The sequence below is a fragment of the Pseudomonas sp. C7.1 genome (genome assembly GCF_056312395.1).
The window spans coordinates 365260-382503 of sequence record NZ_JBWDTL010000003.1; the positions used below are offsets into that span (position 1 = coordinate 365260).

At 58.1% G+C, this 17244-nt stretch carries 12 protein-coding genes and 4 pseudogenes; 11 read left to right on the forward strand and 5 right to left on the reverse strand.

Translation table 11 applies throughout. The features are described from left to right. Window positions 1-115 precede the first annotated feature (115 nt). The 4 genes from AC0T4W_RS04985 to AC0T4W_RS05000 are packed head-to-tail and all read left to right on the forward strand — an operon-like array spanning window position 116 to window position 5001. Complete coding sequence (locus AC0T4W_RS04985) at window positions 116-685, forward strand: restriction endonuclease subunit S (RefSeq protein WP_476316906.1); 570 nt, start codon at window positions 116-118, stop codon at window positions 683-685. Beyond that, on the forward strand, window positions 685-3894 hold the full coding sequence (locus tag AC0T4W_RS04990) for a type I restriction endonuclease subunit R (RefSeq protein WP_476316909.1): 3210 nt from the start codon (window positions 685-687) through the stop codon (window positions 3892-3894). Before AC0T4W_RS04985 ends, AC0T4W_RS04990 begins: the two co-directional genes overlap by 1 nt. A 9-nt stretch (window positions 3895-3903) precedes the next feature. Next, on the forward strand, window positions 3904-4815 hold the full coding sequence (locus AC0T4W_RS04995; protein ID WP_476316912.1) for a restriction endonuclease: 912 nt from the start codon (window positions 3904-3906) through the stop codon (window positions 4813-4815). A gap of 24 nt (window positions 4816-4839) precedes the next feature. Continuing rightward, window positions 4840-5001 (forward strand): hypothetical protein, encoded by a 162-nt coding sequence (locus AC0T4W_RS05000; protein WP_476316915.1) that lies wholly within the window; start codon window positions 4840-4842, stop codon window positions 4999-5001. A 424-nt stretch (window positions 5002-5425) separates the two neighbouring features. On the opposite strand, the gene ltrA (AC0T4W_RS05005) is transcribed toward AC0T4W_RS05000, so the two are convergent. Then, a complete protein-coding gene (ltrA, locus tag AC0T4W_RS05005; protein ID WP_476316917.1) occupies window positions 5426-7192 on the reverse strand; it encodes a group II intron reverse transcriptase/maturase in 1767 nt (588 codons plus the stop codon). A gap of 167 nt (window positions 7193-7359) precedes the next feature. On the opposite strand from ltrA (AC0T4W_RS05005), the gene tnpB reads away from it, so the two are divergent. The 3 genes from tnpB to ltrA (AC0T4W_RS05020) all read left to right on the forward strand — a co-directional run bounded on the left by tnpB (window position 7360) and on the right by ltrA (AC0T4W_RS05020) (window position 11205). Next, complete coding sequence (gene tnpB, locus AC0T4W_RS05010) at window positions 7360-7719, forward strand: IS66 family insertion sequence element accessory protein TnpB (RefSeq protein ID WP_476316920.1); 360 nt, start codon at window positions 7360-7362, stop codon at window positions 7717-7719. An 18-nt stretch (window positions 7720-7737) separates the two neighbouring features. After that, complete coding sequence (tnpC, locus tag AC0T4W_RS05015; RefSeq protein ID WP_476316923.1) at window positions 7738-9303, forward strand: IS66 family transposase; 1566 nt, start codon at window positions 7738-7740, stop codon at window positions 9301-9303. 615 nt (window positions 9304-9918) lie between these two features. Further along, on the forward strand, window positions 9919-11205 hold the full coding sequence (gene ltrA, locus AC0T4W_RS05020; protein WP_476316926.1) for a group II intron reverse transcriptase/maturase: 1287 nt from the start codon (window positions 9919-9921) through the stop codon (window positions 11203-11205). 74 nt (window positions 11206-11279) lie between these two features. Here the strand turns inward: ltrA (AC0T4W_RS05020) and AC0T4W_RS05025 are convergent. Next, window positions 11280-11871, reverse strand: a pseudogene (locus AC0T4W_RS05025) (IS1595 family transposase); the annotation flags it as partial. A gap of 82 nt (window positions 11872-11953) precedes the next feature. Here AC0T4W_RS05025 and AC0T4W_RS05030 point away from each other — a divergent pair. Then, window positions 11954-12115: pseudogene (locus AC0T4W_RS05030) on the forward strand (phage integrase); the annotation flags it as partial. A 155-nt stretch (window positions 12116-12270) separates the two neighbouring features. Here AC0T4W_RS05030 and AC0T4W_RS05035 read toward each other — a convergent pair. Continuing rightward, window positions 12271-12711: pseudogene (locus AC0T4W_RS05035) on the reverse strand (ATP-binding protein); the annotation flags it as partial. Window positions 12712-12725: 14 nt separating this feature from the next. Here AC0T4W_RS05035 and AC0T4W_RS05040 point away from each other — a divergent pair. Further along, window positions 12726-12893: an ATP-binding protein gene (locus tag AC0T4W_RS05040; protein WP_476316929.1), complete on the forward strand. Its 168-nt coding sequence runs from the start codon at window positions 12726-12728 to the stop codon at window positions 12891-12893. 80 nt (window positions 12894-12973) lie between these two features. Here AC0T4W_RS05040 and AC0T4W_RS05045 read toward each other — a convergent pair. Together AC0T4W_RS05045 and AC0T4W_RS05050 are read right to left on the reverse strand one after the other, a co-directional pair. Next, window positions 12974-13396: pseudogene (locus AC0T4W_RS05045) on the reverse strand (DUF932 domain-containing protein); the annotation flags it as partial. 96 nt (window positions 13397-13492) lie between these two features. After that, window positions 13493-13765 (reverse strand): hypothetical protein, encoded by a 273-nt coding sequence (locus tag AC0T4W_RS05050; RefSeq protein ID WP_476316932.1) that lies wholly within the window; start codon window positions 13763-13765, stop codon window positions 13493-13495. Between the two features lie 339 nt (window positions 13766-14104). Between AC0T4W_RS05050 and AC0T4W_RS05055 the strand changes: the two genes are divergently transcribed. Together AC0T4W_RS05055 and AC0T4W_RS05060 are read left to right on the forward strand one after the other, a co-directional pair. Further along, window positions 14105-15979, forward strand: a complete 1875-nt coding sequence (locus AC0T4W_RS05055) for a hypothetical protein (RefSeq protein WP_476316935.1) — start codon at window positions 14105-14107, stop codon at window positions 15977-15979. A gap of 54 nt (window positions 15980-16033) precedes the next feature. Further along, on the forward strand, window positions 16034-16942 hold the full coding sequence (locus tag AC0T4W_RS05060; protein WP_476316938.1) for a viperin family antiviral radical SAM protein: 909 nt from the start codon (window positions 16034-16036) through the stop codon (window positions 16940-16942). The last annotated feature ends 302 nt before the right edge of the window (window positions 16943-17244 follow it).

A 17244-nucleotide genomic window follows, 5' to 3' on the forward strand; every position in this document is an offset into this window, starting at 1 on the left:
GTCAACTCGGATGCTTAGAAAGAACGACCCCGAGCAATCAAAGACCTAAACCCGCGCTGTCATTCCTTTTCGGGTTAAGTCCGACAGGCTCCTAGATTCACCCAATTTCGCACGCTTGGTCAGACTTACGGATTTAAGAAAGAATCTAGAAAACCTTGATGGCGTTTGGATTGATGAAAACGCATACAAGTACCTTGCTAAGTCTGCTCTTTTTGGTGGTGAGTTTTTGCTCGCAAACGTAGGTGCGTATGCAGGTCTTTTCTATCAAATGCCATATGGTGCTGGGCCGGCTTCGCTGGCGCCAAATATGTTTATGGCAAAATTTGACGAGAAGAAAATTCTACCGAGCTTCGTATCCTTTGCTGCGATCGGCAAGAGTGCCCATGATCAGCTTCGCTTACTCGCAACCGCCTCATCCGCACAGCCGAAACTTAATAAAGATGACTTCAAGTCGGTCATAGTTGCCTTACCAACGCTGCAAGAGCAAACCCAAATAGTTGAGTTTTTGGACATCCAGCTCTCCAGTTTTGATGCTCTGATAGCCGAGGCCGAAAGTGGGGTGTCTTTACTTCAAGAACGCCGCTCCGCCCTAATCTCCGCTGCCGTCACCGGCAAAATCGACGTACGCGGCTGGCAGCCACCGGCCAGCGCGCCAACTCCCGAATTAGCACAAGAGGCCGTGTAATGGCGGACAGCAAGGAAGCTCAGTTTCAACGCGACATTATCGACACCCTGGCCGCCCAAGGCTGGCTAGTCGGCACCGCCAGCGGCTATGACCGCCGTACCGCGTTGTATACCGAAGATGTGCTCGGTTACTTCAAGGACGCTTGGCCAGAGCGCTGGGACAAGTTTGCCAAGGCCAATCCGAATGACCCGGACGGCGTGCTGGTACAAAAGCTGGTGCGCGAGCTGGAACAGAGCGGCACCCTGGATGTGCTGCGCCATGGCTTTAAGCTGCCGGCGGTGAAGGTGGAGCTGTGCAGCTTCCAGCCCGACCACGGCATGAACCCGGACACCCTCAAACGCTACCAGTGCAACCGCCTGCGCGTAGTGCCGGAGGTGTCCTACTCGCCCCATGCGCGTGATGGGGCGAGCGGCGGGCAGAGCTACAACCCACGGCTGGACTTGGTGCTGTTTGTTAACGGAATCCCCACCGCCACGCTGGAGCTGAAAAGCGAGTTCAAGCAGTCGGTGGAAAACGCTAAACGCCAGTACCGTTACGACCGCCCGGTAAAAGACCCGCTCACGCGCAAGCCCGAGCCATTGCTGACCTTCAAGCGCGGCGCGCTGGTGCACTTTGCCGTGGGCCAGAACGAAGTGGCGATGACCACCAAGCTGGCGGGTAAAGACACCTTCTTCCTGCCGTTCAACCTCGGCAGCGCGGAAGGCGGCGCGGGCAATCCAATGCCAGAGGATGACAGCCAATACGCTACCGGCTACCTGTGGCAACGCTTGCTGCAGCCGGATGCCTGGCTCAAGGTGCTCGGGCGCTTTCTGCACCTGGAGAAAAAGACCAGCGAAGGCTTCGACGGTACGCCGGTGACCAAGGAGACGATGATCTTCCCGCGTTACCACCAGTGGGAGGTGGTCAACACGCTGATCAACACCACCCGCGCCGAAGGGCCGGGTAAGCGCTATTTGATTCAGCACAGCGCCGGCTCGGGCAAGTCCAACTCCATCGCCTGGACCGCCCATCAACTGGCCTCGCTGTACGACGCTGACGGTCAACGGCTGTTCAACTCGGTAATCGTGATTACCGACCGCACGGTGTTGGATAAGCAGTTGCAGGACACCATCTATCAGTTCGAGCATGCCCAGGGCGTGGTCAAGCAGATCAACCGTGAAACCAGCAGCCAGAGCAAATCCGAGCAGTTGGCCGAGGCGCTGGGTGAGCAGACGCGCATCATCATCGTCACCATCCAGACCTTCCCCGCGCTGTTCGATGCCCTGGACAAGTACCCCAAGCTGGCCAGCGGGCGCTATGCGGTGATCGCCGACGAGGCGCATTCCTCGCAAACCGGCTCGTCGGCCAGCAAGCTGAAACAGATACTCGGCAGTGATGCCCTGGAAGGGGAGGAAGTCAGCGCCGAAGAGCTGCTCGACGCCGCCGTGCAGGCGCGCCAACCGAATGAGCGCATCAGCTACTACGCCTTTACCGCCACGCCCAAGGCCAAGACCCTGGAGCTGTTCGGTCGTGAGCCGGACCCGACGCTGGAGCGTAGTTCCAGCAATAAACCGGAAGCGTTTCACCTGTACTCCATGCGCCAGGCCATCGAGGAGGGTTTTATCCTCGACGTGCTGCGCAACTACACCACCTACAGCACCGCCTGGAAGATCGCCCACCCGGATGGCGAAGACGACGAGGTGGACAGCAAGAAAGCGCGCATCAAGCTGGCCCGTTGGGTGCGGCTGCATCCGTACAACATCGACAAAAAAGTCGAGATCATCGTCGAGCACTTTCGCGCCAATATCCGTAGTCTGTTGGGTGGCCAGGCCAAGGCCATGGTCGTCGCCAGCAGCCGCCAGGAGGCAGTGCGTTACCAGTTGGCAGTAAAGGCTTATGTGCAGCAGATGGGTTACAGCGATGTGCACCCGCTGGTGGCCTTCTCTGGCAGCGTGTTGGCGGACGAGGTAATCCCCGAAGAAGTGACGGAAAACAGCAGCCTGCTCAACGCCGGCCTAAATGGCCGCGACCTGGCCAAGGCGTTCGACACCCAGGACTTCAACGTGATGATCGCGGCCAACAAGTACCAGACCGGCTTCGATCAGCCCAAGCTGTGCGCCATGTACGTGGACAAGAAGCTGCAAGGCGTGGACTGTGTGCAAACCCTGTCACGACTGAACCGCACCTTTGGTTACAACAAACAAACCTTTATTCTCGACTTTTTCAACGAGCCGCAGGACATTCTCGACGCCTTCTTCCCGTACTACACCAAGGCCGAACTGACCGACGTGACCGACCCGCAGATCATCTATGACCTGCAGAAGAAGCTGGATGCCGAGGGCATCTATCACTGGCAGGAGGTCGAGGCGTTCGCCATGGCCTTCTTCGACCCCAAGGCGGCGGCCAGCAAGCTCAGCTACTACTGCACGCCGGCCAAGGAGCGCTTTGCCAAGCGTTATGCCTTCTCCGTTGAGTCGCGCCAGCAGGCGCTGGATTACAAACGCACTGCCGAAGCCAACGGCGATAGCGCCGGCCTGAAAAAAGCCGAGCATGCACTGAAAGAGGCCGGCGAGCAGGTGGACCAGCTCGACCTGTTCCGCAAAAACCTGCAGAGCTTTGTGCGCCTGTATGAGTTCCTCTCGCAGATCGTGCCCTATGAAGACCGCGAACTGGAGCAGCTGTGCGTGTACGCCAAGCACCTGCATCCCCTGCTGCGCGTGGATCGCCTGCTACAAGACGACGTGGACGTTGGCGAGCTGCAACTGAGCCACTACCGCCTGAGCAAGCGCGCCGAACATCAGCTGCGTTTGAGCGAGGAAGAAGGCGAATACCAGCTAAAACCTGGCAGCGACGTGGGCAGCGGTAAACCGCATGACCCGGAGAAGAAGCGCCTATCGGAAATCATCGAGGCGTTGAACGATATCTTCGGTGCCGAAGTGAGCGATGACGATCAACTGCAGTTTCTCACTGGCATCGCCCAGCGCATCAGCCGCCAGGAAGACGTGATGGCCCAGGTGAACAACCACTCGGTCGATCAAGTGATGCACGGCCTGTTTCCCAAGCGCGTGCTGGACACGGTGCTGGACGCCATGACCGACCACGAGAAACTGTCGCTGGAAGTGCTGGATAACGAAACCAAGAGCCGGGCGTTTGCGTTGGTTATTTTGAAGATGCTGAAGTCGGCAGCGGGCATTGATGAGAGAGGCTTGCACGGCGGCCAACAGGGTTAGGGAGTGACGATGGCAATTCCGGATTTTCAAAGCGTAATGCGGCCGGTGCTGACCACTGTGCAGAGCGGCGCGCCGCTGCCGCTGAATGAGTTGCGTGAGCGGGTGGCCGATCAGTTCCAGCTGACCGAGGACGAGCGCAAGGAGCGCCTGCCCTCCGGCCATCAGACGGCGATCAACAATCGGGTGGGCTGGGCGCGCACTTATCTCAATAAGGCCGGGCTGCTGTGCATTCCCGCCAAGGGCATGGTGCAGATCACGCCACGCGGCCTCGATGCCTTGGCCAATGGCCCAGAGCGCATCACCGTGAGCTGGTTGAAGCAGTTCCCCGAGTTCGCGGACTTCCATACCGCCAAACCGCAAGCGGCAAACGCACCCGCCGCGCTGGACGTTGAGATTGCCGAAACCACACCGGACGAGCAGTTGGCCGAGGCGCATCAGGCGCTGGTGCAGTCTCTCGCGGACGAGCTGCTGGCGCAGGTGCGGGCGGCAACGCCGAGCTTCTTTGAACAGTTGGTGGTTGATCTGATGATCGCCATGGGCTACGGCGGCTCGCGCAAGGAAGCCGGCAAGGCGACCCAGGCGACCAACGATGACGGCATCGACGGCATCATCAAAGAGGACAAGCTCGGCCTCGACGTGATCTACCTGCAGGCCAAGCGCTGGAGCAACACGGTGCATCGCCCGGAGATCGACAAATTCATCGGCGCACTGACTCGCCAGCGGGCGCGCAAAGGCGTGTTTATCACCACCTCGGACTTCTCTGCTGGTGCCCGCGAGGCGGCGTTGGGATTGGATATCAAGGTGGTGCTGATCGATGGCGTGGAACTGGCGCGGTTGATGGTGGAGAACAATCTGGGCGTGAGCATTAAGCAGGTGTACGAGGTGAAGCAGCTCGACAGTGATTACTTCAGCGAAGACTGATCTGCAAAAACGTAAAGGCCTGCCATGAACTACCTCGTCATCCTCCAGCCCTTGCTCGACACCATGAAGTGGCTGATCCCGACCATGCTGCTGATCGGTCTGCTGAAAACGCCCTGGTTCAAAGGCTGGCTTGGTGAGCAACTGGTTAGGGTTTTTGCGCACTATCAGCTTGATCGCCAGGTCTAGTGCGTATTTCGGCCCACAGTGACCGGCCATTTCGCTAAGTCGTGACCGCTCATTTCGCTATCAACGTGACCGATTTACAGCCTGCTCCGAAATAGGCGGTCACGACTTAGCGAAATTGTTGGTCACGGCTTAGCGAAACACTTTCACCCTGTTGCGCATGACCTGACGCGACCGTCACCCTAGCCCGTTTTTGGGGAGTAGAGGGATGGCGGCGCAGCGAGTAGCCATGCGTAATATCAAAGAATGTCCTGATTAGAAATGATGCTCAGCCATGCGAACCTCCGGCAAGGGTTGCGGGGCGCGGGGGTGGCGGCGGCCACGATTAATCGCATGTGCAGCGTACTCAGGTCGAAGCGTCGATTAAATGGTCGCGGTAGGGACGGCAGTTACCTGCCGCCCCCCGCACAGATCCGTACGTGCGGAACTACCGCATACGGCTCCTGCCTTGGGTGTGTGACGCGAAGCGATCCTCAGGGTACGGATGTGCATTTCTGGGTTTAGGTATGTAGAGGTCGGCGAGGCGACCGTAGCGTGACCATTGGAGCCTATTACGCTGACTGCGTCGCATGAGGGCTTGCCGCCATAGACGGCAAACCGCCGAACGAAAACCGCCAAGACGTATCAGGTTCCCCGGCACCGCGTGGTAGTTGAAGTAGCCCCTGACCACCCGGGTGAGCCACTGACCTACGACGTGAACAGACTCGTGGCGTCGACGCTTCAGCTCATCCCGAATAGCCAGCAGCGTCGCACGCATTCGCTTCTTGACCGTCAGTCGCAGAATTTGAAAACCACCGCTTCTGTTGGTACTACAACAGTGCGTAAAGCCCAGGAAGTCAAACGTCTCCGGTTTGCCTAGACCTCGTACCCTACGATTTCTCGCAGCAAAACGACCAAACTCAATCAGTCGTGTTTTCGAGGCATTGAGGGACAATCCGAACCTGGCCAACCGCTCCTGCAACTGCACCAAAAACTGCTGAGCCTGCCATTGCGTCCTGAAACCCACCACGCTGTCGTCCGCGTAACGCACGACAATCACATCGCCACGGGCATGCCGCTGGCGCCACTGCCTTGCCCACAGATCCAGCACGTAGTGAAGATAGATATTCGCCAGCAACGGCGATATCACTGCACCTTGGGGAGTTCCCTTGGTCGCAGCCACCCTACGGCCATCCTCCATTACACCCGCTTGAAGCCACTTGCAGATAAGTCCGAGCATGCGCCGGTCTGCACTCCGGTGTCCCAGAAACATCAGCATCCATTCATGGTCGATCTCATCAAAGAACGACGTGATATCCGCATCCAATATCCAGTTCACCTTCTGACCCTTCAGCGCGACCGTCAACGCATCCAGTGCATCGTGCTGGCTGCGTCCCGGTCGAAACCCATACGAGAATCCCAGGAAGTCCTCTTCATAGATCGCATTTAGAACGGTAACAACCGCCTGTTGTACGATCTTGTCCTCCAAAGAGGCAATGCCCAACGGGCGCTGTCTGCCATCGGCTTTGGGAATGTAGACCCGCCGCGATGGTGTTGCCCGATAGGCTCCGCTGTGGAGCTTTGCGTGCAAAACGGTTACCCGCTGGAGAAGACCTTCCTCATATTCTCGCCACGACATGCCGTCCACGCCCACCGCGGCATCTCGGCGCAGGGCATAAAAGCTCTGCGCCAATAACTGCGGTGTGATGTGGTGCAGCAACGCCGTGAACTGCATGCCCTTGTTCCTTCGGGCTGCTTCACGTACACCTTCAAGTCCCATCAACGTGCAACTGATCCGGCTCAGTGTCCGGGGCACGGGGTTCTTATCGGTGTTTCCCTTGGCTACGCCCCTTTCCTCCACTATCTCCGCAGGGCCAGGCCCTTTGTTCGATGGCTTCTCAGGTACTACGGACGTATCCGACTTCTCAGCGACGTGAACAGCAGGGTTATGGCTTTTGGCCTTTCCTGCTCCGCCCGGTGCCTGCGCACCGGGCACCGCTGAGATCTCCCAGTTTCTGTGCGAAGGACTTCCCGACGTGCACAGGGTCTCCGACCGCGCGGGATCAGAGCATGACTGGCGTAAAACGCCATGCTCCGTGTTGCCTTCTGCTTCGCTTAACAGCATCGGCATCCCGAACTTGTGATTACGCGGCTCAATGGCTGGCCCATCGGTTTCCCCTGTCAACGCTTCACCCTGCACCTCACGGCGCAACATGCATGACTCGGGGTCTGGTTGATTCGCCATTTCTTACCAGTATCGAACTTTCATCGACTATCCTCCGCCAGCTTTAACTGGCGCACTAAGCGCTCCATAAACTCCACCTTCAAATGATCCCGGCACGACCTGATGCTGTGCTCCCGATTTCTTTCTGGAGCCAGCCCATGATGCGTCCCGACCCCAGGGTCAAAGCCGTTTACCTCTACCCCAAGCCGGTCGATTTCCGTAAATCCATCAATGGCCTGGCGGCCCTGGTCGAGCTGGATATCAAGGTCGCGGTATTCGACCCTGTGTTGTTCGTCTTCCTCAATCGTACGCGCAACCAAGTGAAAATCCTGTACTGGCACCGCAACGGCTTCTGTCTGTGGCTCAAGCGTTTGGAGGCTGAGCGGTTCAAGACCAAGCCGGATGCGGGTGATGAAGCCATTGAGCTGACTGTGCGCGAGTTGAACCAATTACTGGAGGGCATCGACCTCTGGGGCAACCAACCGCACAAGGTACTGACGCCCCGTTTCGTCACGTGAGCCGGTATAATCCACGGCATGATTTCCGTGCCCGAAAGCCTTCCTGACGATCCTATTTTGCTGAAGCAGCTTCTGCTGTCGCTGCATGAACAGGTGTTTGCAAAAGATCAGGAGATGCTGGTTAAGGACGGACAGATCGAGCACCTACGTGAACAAAACGCACTGCTGATCCAGCGCTTGTTCGGCCGTAAATCCGAGCAAAGTGCCGATCCTGACTCGCCGCAGCTGGAGATCTTCAACGAGGCCGAAAGCCTCGCCGAAGCGGCGCCTGAAGCTCCGGCCGCTGAGGTCGAAGAAGAGGACGTCGCGCCGACCAAGCGTCGTGGTAAGCGCAAGCCGTTGCCGGCCGAGCTGCCCCGCGTCGAAGTCATCCATGAGCTGCCCGAGCACGAACTGACCTGCGCCTGCGGTTGCCGCAAGCAGGTGATCGGTGAGGAAACCAGCGAACAGCTGGACATCATCCCGATGCAGATCCGGGTGATCAAACACATCCGCAAGACCTATGCCTGCAAGGGCTGCGAATCCGCCCTGGTAACCGCCGACAAACCGGCGCAACTGATCGAAAAAAGCCTGGCCAGCCCCAGCGTGCTGGCGATGTTGCTGAGCACCAAGTATGTCGACGGCACGCCGCTGTATCGCTTCGAGAAAGTCCTCCATCGACATGGCATCGACATCCCCCGCCAGACCCTGGCGCGTTGGGTGATCCAGTGCGGTGAGCACCTGCAACCCTTGCTCAACCTGATGCGCGACATGCTGCTGGACTATCCGGTGCTGCACTGCGACGAGACCCGTGTGCAAGTGCTCAAAGAGCCGGGGCGCGAGCCGAGCAGCCAATCCTGGATGTGGGTACAAACCGGCGGCCCGCCGGACAGGCCACTGATCCTCTTCGACTACACCACCAGCCGTGCGCAGGACGTACCCTTGCGCCTGCTCGATGGCTACCGTGGCTACCTGATGACCGACGACTACGCCGGCTACAACGCCGTGGCCGCACAAGCAGGCGTCGAACGCCTGGCCTGCTGGGCGCATGCGCGGCGCAAATTTATCGAGGCGCAGAAGGTGCAGCCCAAGGGCAAAACCGGGCGCGCCGATGTGGCGCTGAACCTGATCAACAAGCTGTACGTCATCGAGCGCGACCTCAAAGAGGCCAGCGCCGAGCGACGCCATGAAGGTCGTCAAAAGCGCAGCCTGCCGATCCTCGGCCAACTCAACGCGTGGCTGGAGAAAACCCAGCCCCAGGTCACCGCGCAGAACGCCCTGGGCAAAGCCGTAAACTACCTGGCGAGCAACTGGAGCCGACTGGAGCGCTACATCGAAGGCGGGCACCTGCCCATCGACAACAACCGCGCCGAGAACGCCATCCGCCCCTTCGTCATCGGCCGAAAAAACTGGCTGTTCAGCGACACGCCCAAGGGCGCCACTGCCAGCGCGCAGATCTACAGCCTGATCGAAACCGCCAAGGCCAACGGCCAAGAACCTTACGCCTACCTGCGCCACATCCTCGAACGCCTGCCTCAGGTCAACAGCGTCGAAGGCTACGAAGCGCTGCTGCCGTGGAACTGCTCGCCAGCCACGGCCTCCTGAAAACAGGCCTTGCCATGGCGGGCGTGGTTTATGGAGCGCTTAGTGCGCCAGTTAAAGCTGGCGGAGGATAGTCGATGAAAGTTCGATACTGGTAAGAAATGGCGAATCAACCAGACCCCGAGTCATGCATGTTGCACCGTGAGGTGCAGGGTGAAGCGTTGACAGGGGAAACCGATGGGCCAGCCATTGAGCCGCGTAATCACAAGTTCGGGATGCCGATGCTGTTAAGCGAAGCAGAAGGCAACACGGAGCATGGCGTTTTACGCCAGTCATGCTCTGATCCCGCGCGGTCGGAGACCCTGTGCACGTCGGGAAGTCCTTCGCACAGAAACTGGGAGATCTCAGCGGTGCCCGGTGCCCGGTGCGCAGGCACCGGGCGGAGCAGGAAAGGCCAAAAGCCATAACCCTGCTGTTCACGTCGCTGAGAAGTCGGATACGTCCGTAGTACCTGAGAAGCCATCGAACAAAGGGCCTGGCCCTGCGGAGATAGTGGAGGAAAGGGGCGTAGCCAAGGGAAACACCGATAAGAACCCCGTGCCCCGGACACTGAGCCGGATCAGTTGCACGTTGATGGGACTTGAAGGTGTACGTGAAGCAGCCCGAAGGAACAAGGGCATGCAGTTCACGGCGTTGCTGCACCACATCACACCGCAGTTATTGGCGCAGAGCTTTTATGCCCTGCGCCGAGATGCCGCGGTGGGCGTGGACGGCATGTCGTGGCGAGAATATGAGGAAGGTCTTCTCCAGCGGGTAACCGTTTTGCACGCAAAGCTCCACAGCGGAGCCTATCGGGCAACACCATCGCGGCGGGTCTACATTCCCAAAGCCGATGGCAGGCAGCGCCCGTTGGGCATTGCCTCTTTGGAGGACAAGATCGTACAACAGGCGGTTGTTACCGTTCTAAATGCGATCTATGAAGAGGACTTCCTGGGATTCTCGTATGGGTTTCGACCGGGACGCAGCCAGCACGATGCGCTGGATGCGTTGACGGTCGCGCTGAAGGGTCAGAAGGTGAACTGGATATTGGATGCGGATATCACGTCGTTCTTTGATGAGATCGACCATGAATGGATGCTGATGTTTCTGGGACACCGGATTGCAGACCGGCGCATGCTCGGACTTATCTGCAAGTGGCTTCAAGCGGGTGTAATGGAGGATGGCCGTAGGGTGGCTGCGACCAAGGGGACTCCCCAAGGTGCAGTGATATCGCCGTTGCTGGCGAATATCTATCTTCACTACGTGCTGGATCTGTGGGCAAGGCAGTGGCGCCAGCGGCATGCCCGTGGCGATGTGATTGTCGTGCGTTACGCGGACGACAGCGTGGTGGGTTTCAGGACGCAATGGCAGGCTCAGCAGTTTCTGGTGCAGTTGCAGGAGCGGTTGGCCAGGTTCGGATTGTCCCTCAATGCCTCGAAAACACGACTGATTGAGTTTGGTCGTTTTGCTGCGAGAAATCGTAGGGTACGAGGTCTAGGCAAACCGGAGACGTTTGACTTCCTGGGCTTTACGCACTGTTGTAGTACCAACAGAAGCGGTGGTTTTCAAATTCTGCGACTGACGGTCAAGAAGCGAATGCGTGCGACGCTGCTGGCTATTCGGGATGAGCTGAAGCGTCGACGCCACGAGTCTGTTCACGTCGTAGGTCAGTGGCTCACCCGGGTGGTCAGGGGCTACTTCAACTACCACGCGGTGCCGGGGAACCTGATACGTCTTGGCGGTTTTCGTTCGGCGGTTTGCCGTCTATGGCGGCAAGCCCTCATGCGACGCAGTCAGCGTAATAGGCTCCAATGGTCACGCTACGGTCGCCTCGCCGACCTCTACATACCTAAACCCAGAAATGCACATCCGTACCCTGAGGATCGCTTCGCGTCACATACCCAAGGCAGGAGCCGTATGCGGTAGTTCCGCACGTACGGATCTGTGCGGGGGGCGGCAGGTAACTGCCGTCCCTACCGCGACCGATTAAATCGCTACGCAAATGCGCCCAAATATCGGGCGGCATATTTACTGAACTTGATGGCGTGATGGCTCCCGCTCAAGCTGGTTTTGAGGTTGCCGAGAACCGTATTGACCCACTGAAACTGTGGCAGTCCTTTAGGTTTGCGTCCGCCGACTACAGTTCGCTCATGGATACATCCTGCGGCAGTAACTGCGCCGAGGCAGGCCAGACCATCGGAGTGAACGCAGGAGCATTGGTGCTGAAGCCCGACACGGGGGGGCAGCTTAGCGCGGAGGGGATGGCCGTCTTTGCTCAGTGAGACGGCAGCAACAAAAGGGGTCGTATTCTCAGGCCCTCTACCGGCTTTACCGCCACTGTCTCGCCGCCGAGGTAGGCGTCATCAATACAGTGCCGGCAATCAACGAAGTCTGATGACGGCAGGTCTGGCATAAAGGATGGGTACGCCCACTCACGCGGCTGTAAACGACCCCTTCGCAGCGGGGACAACGAAAGCCCTGGGGCCAGCGTACTTGCTCCAAGGCTGCTGAGCAGTCTGCCTCGGTTCCGAAATGCTTGAGAAATTCAGGCAGAGATACACCGAGTTGGAACTGGATATGATTCATGGGCATGATGCTCACTCCTGCGTACTGGCTATGCATACAGTATAGTGATAATTGGGCTCATGGCATCCCGGCTGAAGATCGTTGCTAATCAGGTTACATGATGGCCGGCGGTGACATCCTTAGTCTGCAGCGAATCCTCGGCCATTCCTTCATCACCATGACCATGCGCTATGCACATCTGTCTCCTGATCACTTGGAGTCTGCCCTGCGGCTATCGCCATTGGCTCAGAGCGAGCACCAGGTCTTATAGTCCTCACTCTCAACTATTGACTTGAACAGTGGTGAATTTGGCGGCGGAGTTGCGGATTCCACGCCATTCGGACACTCAGCCCACGCTGATCCGGACACCTGTTCCACGGTCATCCGGACAGGCAGTCGGAGCGCAGCGACGCAGGATATGCATTGTTAGTCTGAGGTGCCCGGCGTCGTCAATTTCTTCGCCCGCCTGCGCATCGACTCTCCCTTCAGGTTGATCCGGTAGGCGTTGTGCACCAGGCGGTCGAGGATGGCGTCGGCCAGGGTCGGATCGCCGATCAGTTCGTGCCAGTTGTCCACCGGCATCTGACTGGTCACGATGGTTGAGCGTTGGCCGTAGCGGTCGTCCAGCAGCTCCAGCATGTCGCGGCGCTGTTCGTTGGTGAACGGTGCCAGGCCCCAGTCATCGAGGATCAGCAGGTCGGTCTTGGCGTAGCTGCTCATCAGCTTGACGAAGCGGCCGTCGCCATGTGCCAGGCCCAGTTCTTCCAGCAGCCGTGGCAGGCGCAGATAGCGCACGCTGCAGCCGTCCCGGCAGGCCTGGTGGGCCAGGGCGCAGGCCAGCCAGGTTTTGCCGACGCCGGTGGGGCCAACGCTCGACCATCGTGACCAGCCAGATGCCGGTGGACAACTGGCACGAACTGATCGGCGATCCGACCCTGGCCGACGCCATCCTCGACCGCCTGGTGCACAACGCCTACCGGATCAACCTGAAGGGAGAGTCGATGCGCAGGCGGGCGAAGAAATTGACGACGCCGGGCACCTCAGACTAACAATGCATATCCTGCGTCGCTGCGCTCCGACTGCCTGTCCGGATGACCGTGGAACAGGTGTCCGGATCAGCGTGGGCTGAGTGTCCGAATGGCGTGGAATCCGCATTTATTGCAGCGCCCTGACCGGTACGTGCCAGCGCCCAGAACTTGCGACCGCCCTTGAGCACGCCAGCCGTTTCCAGTTCGTAGCCGGAGACCTCGGTGAGATCCCGGTAGAACTCCAGCACCTCGCGTGGCTGCACAGTGTGGTAGCGATTGGAGACCACTGACAGCGGTGCCTTGGTATCCGAGCGGAACAGCACTTTTTGCTCGGGAAACGAGTGGATAGCGCCTAGCGTACCGATGCTGTCCGATTTGAAATGCACAGGGCTTTCCTGAATCTGCCAGTCCATACCAGCTTCGCGTTGCCAGACTTCGATGGGTTGTTTTTGCGTGAGTTGATTGCCCAGGCCATGCCACGGAGCAGCGCCAGCGTAGGCCATAGTTTCGACGAGATGAGCCATGGTTAAGATTCCTTTGGGTGCATGCCGGCATAAAGCGCCGCGCCCAGCGCAGCACCGTCCGGACGATATGGATAGAAAAGATGTGGTGCGGCCAGATCAGGCCGACAGGTTGAAACGATGACCGCAGAGCAAGCAGAGGTTGTGGGCCAATACGTGGCGGTCGAGGGTATCGCCCAGCTGCGCGCCAAGCGCACAACCGCCAACCCCGCCGGCCAGGCCGCCGAGGATGGCACCTGATACATAGCCGAGTGTGATGCCGAAAGGCCCTGCGATGGTGCCAATCAGCGCACCTGCTTGGCCGCCAGCCAGTGCAGCGCTGACGCCACGCGCAACACCGCCTACGGTGCCTATGGCTGCGCCGACTTTCATGGCCTGATGGAATGAAGCAACTTTGGGGGAGTGACAACGAGGGCAGTGCAATGACATGGGTCGAACCTTCTTGGTGGTTATGTCATTGCAGTTATGTAGGGCTGAGATTTATTGGAATCGAATCGCCAGCAATCGAGGCCTTGTACTCAGGCCATATTCGATAATATGATTTACCCATCGCCAAGTGCGTGTGGTGCCTGAGCAACCACGGCTGAGCAGTTGCCTCCTCAGTTGATCAGCTCAAAGGGCCTTGCCCTCTCTCTCCAAATCCCTGCTGACCATGACCTGTTGCCTGAGGCAGCACGGTACTTTGTTGCCGTGGCTTTACTGGAGAGAGCTATGAATATGCCTGATTTGTTGCGTGCATCGCGTGACGTCCATGTCCTGACTGAGAAGCCGAACACCGAAGACGGGGGTTCTGAGCGCTTCTGGTCCATGCGAATCGAAGGCCTTCATCACGACCACATCCGTGGTGCTGTAGACGAGCTGCGCAGTCGTTGGTCGCGGCCCATTCCCAAGCAGATTGCGCGTTCCGTCAAATCGGTTGCGCTACAGGACGCACTTGCCCGCACCCTCGGTGCGCAGTCCTATACCCACTGGCGCGAGGTCGAGCAGCAGAGGGTTGCCAACTTTCTGAGCGAGCACGGCATGTCGGTGCCGACTGATCTCATTAAGTGGTCGTATTCGCCAAGAATGGTTGGTGCTCTAGCGGCGCAGCAGGTTGCCGATCGGCTGTTCAACTCCGGTCTGGCACTGCCCAAGCGGATCTTTACCGGGGTGGGTTCTTGCCTGTTCGCTCCGCGCGCGTACGGTCGTCTGGATTTTGACCAAGTAGCTGGCCGCACATTTTGGACAGACCAGCAGCGATACGCTTTTTGTGAGCAGCATGAGGACAAAATCCTCATGCGTGCAGAGTACATGCAGGATGGCTGCGGTCTCGACTACCTCGATATGACTGGCCGGATGTTGATGCTCAACGCGGTAAGTGAGTTCATCGGATGCATGTACAACCTGATGGGCAGCAATCTGATGGAGCCGGCAGTGGGTAAACCGGTGATGCGCAGTTACAACATGTCCGAAGAAGATCTGGCGTTTGAGCTGCAGCTGTTCCGGCTGTTTCGTAAAGAAATTGAAGGCTCCGATGATGGCTGGGTGGACGTATTACCAGTTCCAGGAAATGCCAACCTTATATTCCTGAAAGGTGCTAACGGCGCTTTTGACTGGGTTGTTCGTGATCAGCGCGACAAGGAGTTTTCCTCCAATCCGCTTTACCCGTTCTTTAATAAGGACGAAGTCCCCAAGGCTATGGACCGGAGCAAGCTGGACGGGCATTTGTACTTTGCAACCGGCACTTGGGCGGAAAAGCTGGAGCACGATGCAGAATCGCGTCATTACGCCGAAGGTGGAACGGCAGCCAATTGGCCTGGTTATGCGAAGCTGATTCAGCGCGAGCTCATTGCCGGCAAGGGGTACCGAGCGCCACGCCCTAATACTGGGGGCTCATCCGATGACTTCATCCCGCACCGGCTCGGTGAGAGCTGCTTGATGGTATCTCCCCTCGTTTCGATCGCTGATTTTTTCGATTTCTGTGCTCGGTCGAACTGGAGGCAGGCCAGGCAAGAGAAGGCGCTCAAAACAAGCTCGAAGGAAATCGACGACTTGGGCAGTATCAACATGGATCCCGCTGAGCTTCCGGTGAGCCTGACCTGGCTGGATGCCGTGGCCTATTGCCGTGACTATGAGCGGCGGACAGGGCTTCCTGTTCGAATGATTAGCGTCGAAGAATGGCAGCAGATCGCCCCGCCACCGATGGACTTTAGCCATGTGCGATCTTCGCGCCTGCTTAGCGTGAAAAAGGGAGAGATGCCTGACGATCCTGTTTATGAACAGTTGGGCTGGGGCATTGTCGGTGGGGATGGCGTGCTGGGTGGTAACTCCTCGCATTGCCATCGGCCTGATGGCTCCATGCACTATGGACCGAACCTGAAATGGCTCGACAACGACGAAGGAGTCCCGTTCCTCACTGTACCGGGTTTCGGTGAGTGGCTGTCTGACTACCAGCATGGCGCAGCGCCGATTGCCTCTGTAGCAACCGGTCAATCTATTGTTGGCGGCTCCATTGAGCGCAATCTCTGCCCTGTTCATATGACGATGAGCTACAAGGGCGTCAAGGTCGGGTTCCGGCTTTGCTACGTCGCCCATCTCGACGCCTAACCCTCTTTCACCAGGAGCTGAATCATGGTGTATCTCCGAAGTGGAGAGGGGGCTATGCGTCCTCACGTTTCCGAATTAGTTATCAACTGGCACATCACCGAAGCTTGTAACTACAAGTGCCGCTACTGCTATGCGAAATGGAATGGTGCCGGCAGGGAGTTGCTGCATGACTGGACTCGCGTCCGTAGTTTGCTCGATGAACTGCAGGCATTCTTTCATCCGGAGAACGATGCCAATCCGCTCAGTCAGCACATGACATGGTCCAGCATTCGTTTGAATCTGGCCGGTGGAGAGCCGCTGCTGTATCAAGATGCTCTGCTTCGGGCACTGGAATATGCGAGAAGTAAGGGGATGGGTGCGTCCATTATCACCAATGGTAGCCGGCTCACTAACGATTTGATTGACCGACTCGCACCGCTGGTTTCCATGCTCGGACTGAGTCTGGACTCAGCGGATCCATCCAGGAACATTGGCATTGGCCGCGTCGACAGTCGTGGCTCTTTGCTGGAGGTGGACTCGCTCTCCGAAGTGCTGGTGCGCGCAAAGACGCAGAATTCGGCTCTGCGATTGAAGGTTAATACAGTGGTCAATGCACTGAACCACCAAGAAGACATGACGCCGATCATGCATGCGCTTATGCCAGACCGATGGAAAGTGTTACGCATGCTGCAGGTAGTAACCAGTGATCTGGCAGTTTCGTCTGAGAATTTTCTTGCCTTCGTTGCGCGGCATGACGCTTTTCATGACGTGATGTGTGTTGAGGGTAATGACGACATGACGGAGTCGTACATTATGATCGACCCGCTGGGCCGCTTCTTTCAGAACACAACCGGTCAGAAGGGTTACCACTACAGCAACCCTATTGACGTGATTGGTGCGGAGCGTGCGTTCAGTGAATGGCGATTTTCGGCCGGAACATATGCTGCGAGGTACGGGGACGCATTGGTGGTGGGGCGAGAATGAGGAGATACAGCTCATCCAAGGATATCAATCTGCTGATTAGGCGTCTTCTCGCTGAGGGTTGGTCATACCAGTCGGGGCGCTCTCATGGCCGCATTCGCCCGCCCGAAGGAAGGGGCTTTGTCAGCGTGCCTTGCACTCCAAGCGACTACCGCGCATTTGATAACTTCCTGCATGCTGTCAGGCGTCTGGTAACCAATATCCATTCAGTGCCAGATACTTAGCAGTTGTTGGGTGTCCCTGGCCTGGAGCTGCATTGCTTGCTCCTGGTCAGGGATAAGCTTGTCAGCAAATCGAAACGACTT

Excerpts from the sequence above, each read along its gene's own strand:
- AC0T4W_RS04990 (WP_476316909.1), top strand. The coding sequence starts at position 685 with ATGGCGGACAGCAAGGAAGCTCAGTTTCAACGCGACATTATCGACACC.
- ltrA (WP_476316917.1), bottom strand. The coding sequence starts at position 7,192 with ATGTTGCGCCGTGAGGTGCAGGGTGAAGCGTTGACAGGGGAAACCGAT.
- AC0T4W_RS04995 (WP_476316912.1), top strand. The coding sequence starts at position 3,904 with ATGGCAATTCCGGATTTTCAAAGCGTAATGCGGCCGGTGCTGACCACT.
- tnpC (WP_476316923.1), top strand. The coding sequence starts at position 7,738 with ATGATTTCCGTGCCCGAAAGCCTTCCTGACGATCCTATTTTGCTGAAG.
- AC0T4W_RS05050 (WP_476316932.1), bottom strand. The coding sequence starts at position 13,765 with ATGAAAGTCGGCGCAGCCATAGGCACCGTAGGCGGTGTTGCGCGTGGC.
- AC0T4W_RS05055 (WP_476316935.1), top strand. The coding sequence starts at position 14,105 with ATGAATATGCCTGATTTGTTGCGTGCATCGCGTGACGTCCATGTCCTG.
- AC0T4W_RS05000 (WP_476316915.1), top strand. The coding sequence starts at position 4,840 with ATGAACTACCTCGTCATCCTCCAGCCCTTGCTCGACACCATGAAGTGG.
- AC0T4W_RS05060 (WP_476316938.1), top strand. The coding sequence starts at position 16,034 with ATGCGTCCTCACGTTTCCGAATTAGTTATCAACTGGCACATCACCGAA.
- ltrA (WP_476316926.1), top strand. The coding sequence starts at position 9,919 with ATGCAGTTCACGGCGTTGCTGCACCACATCACACCGCAGTTATTGGCG.
- tnpB (WP_476316920.1), top strand. The coding sequence starts at position 7,360 with ATGATGCGTCCCGACCCCAGGGTCAAAGCCGTTTACCTCTACCCCAAG.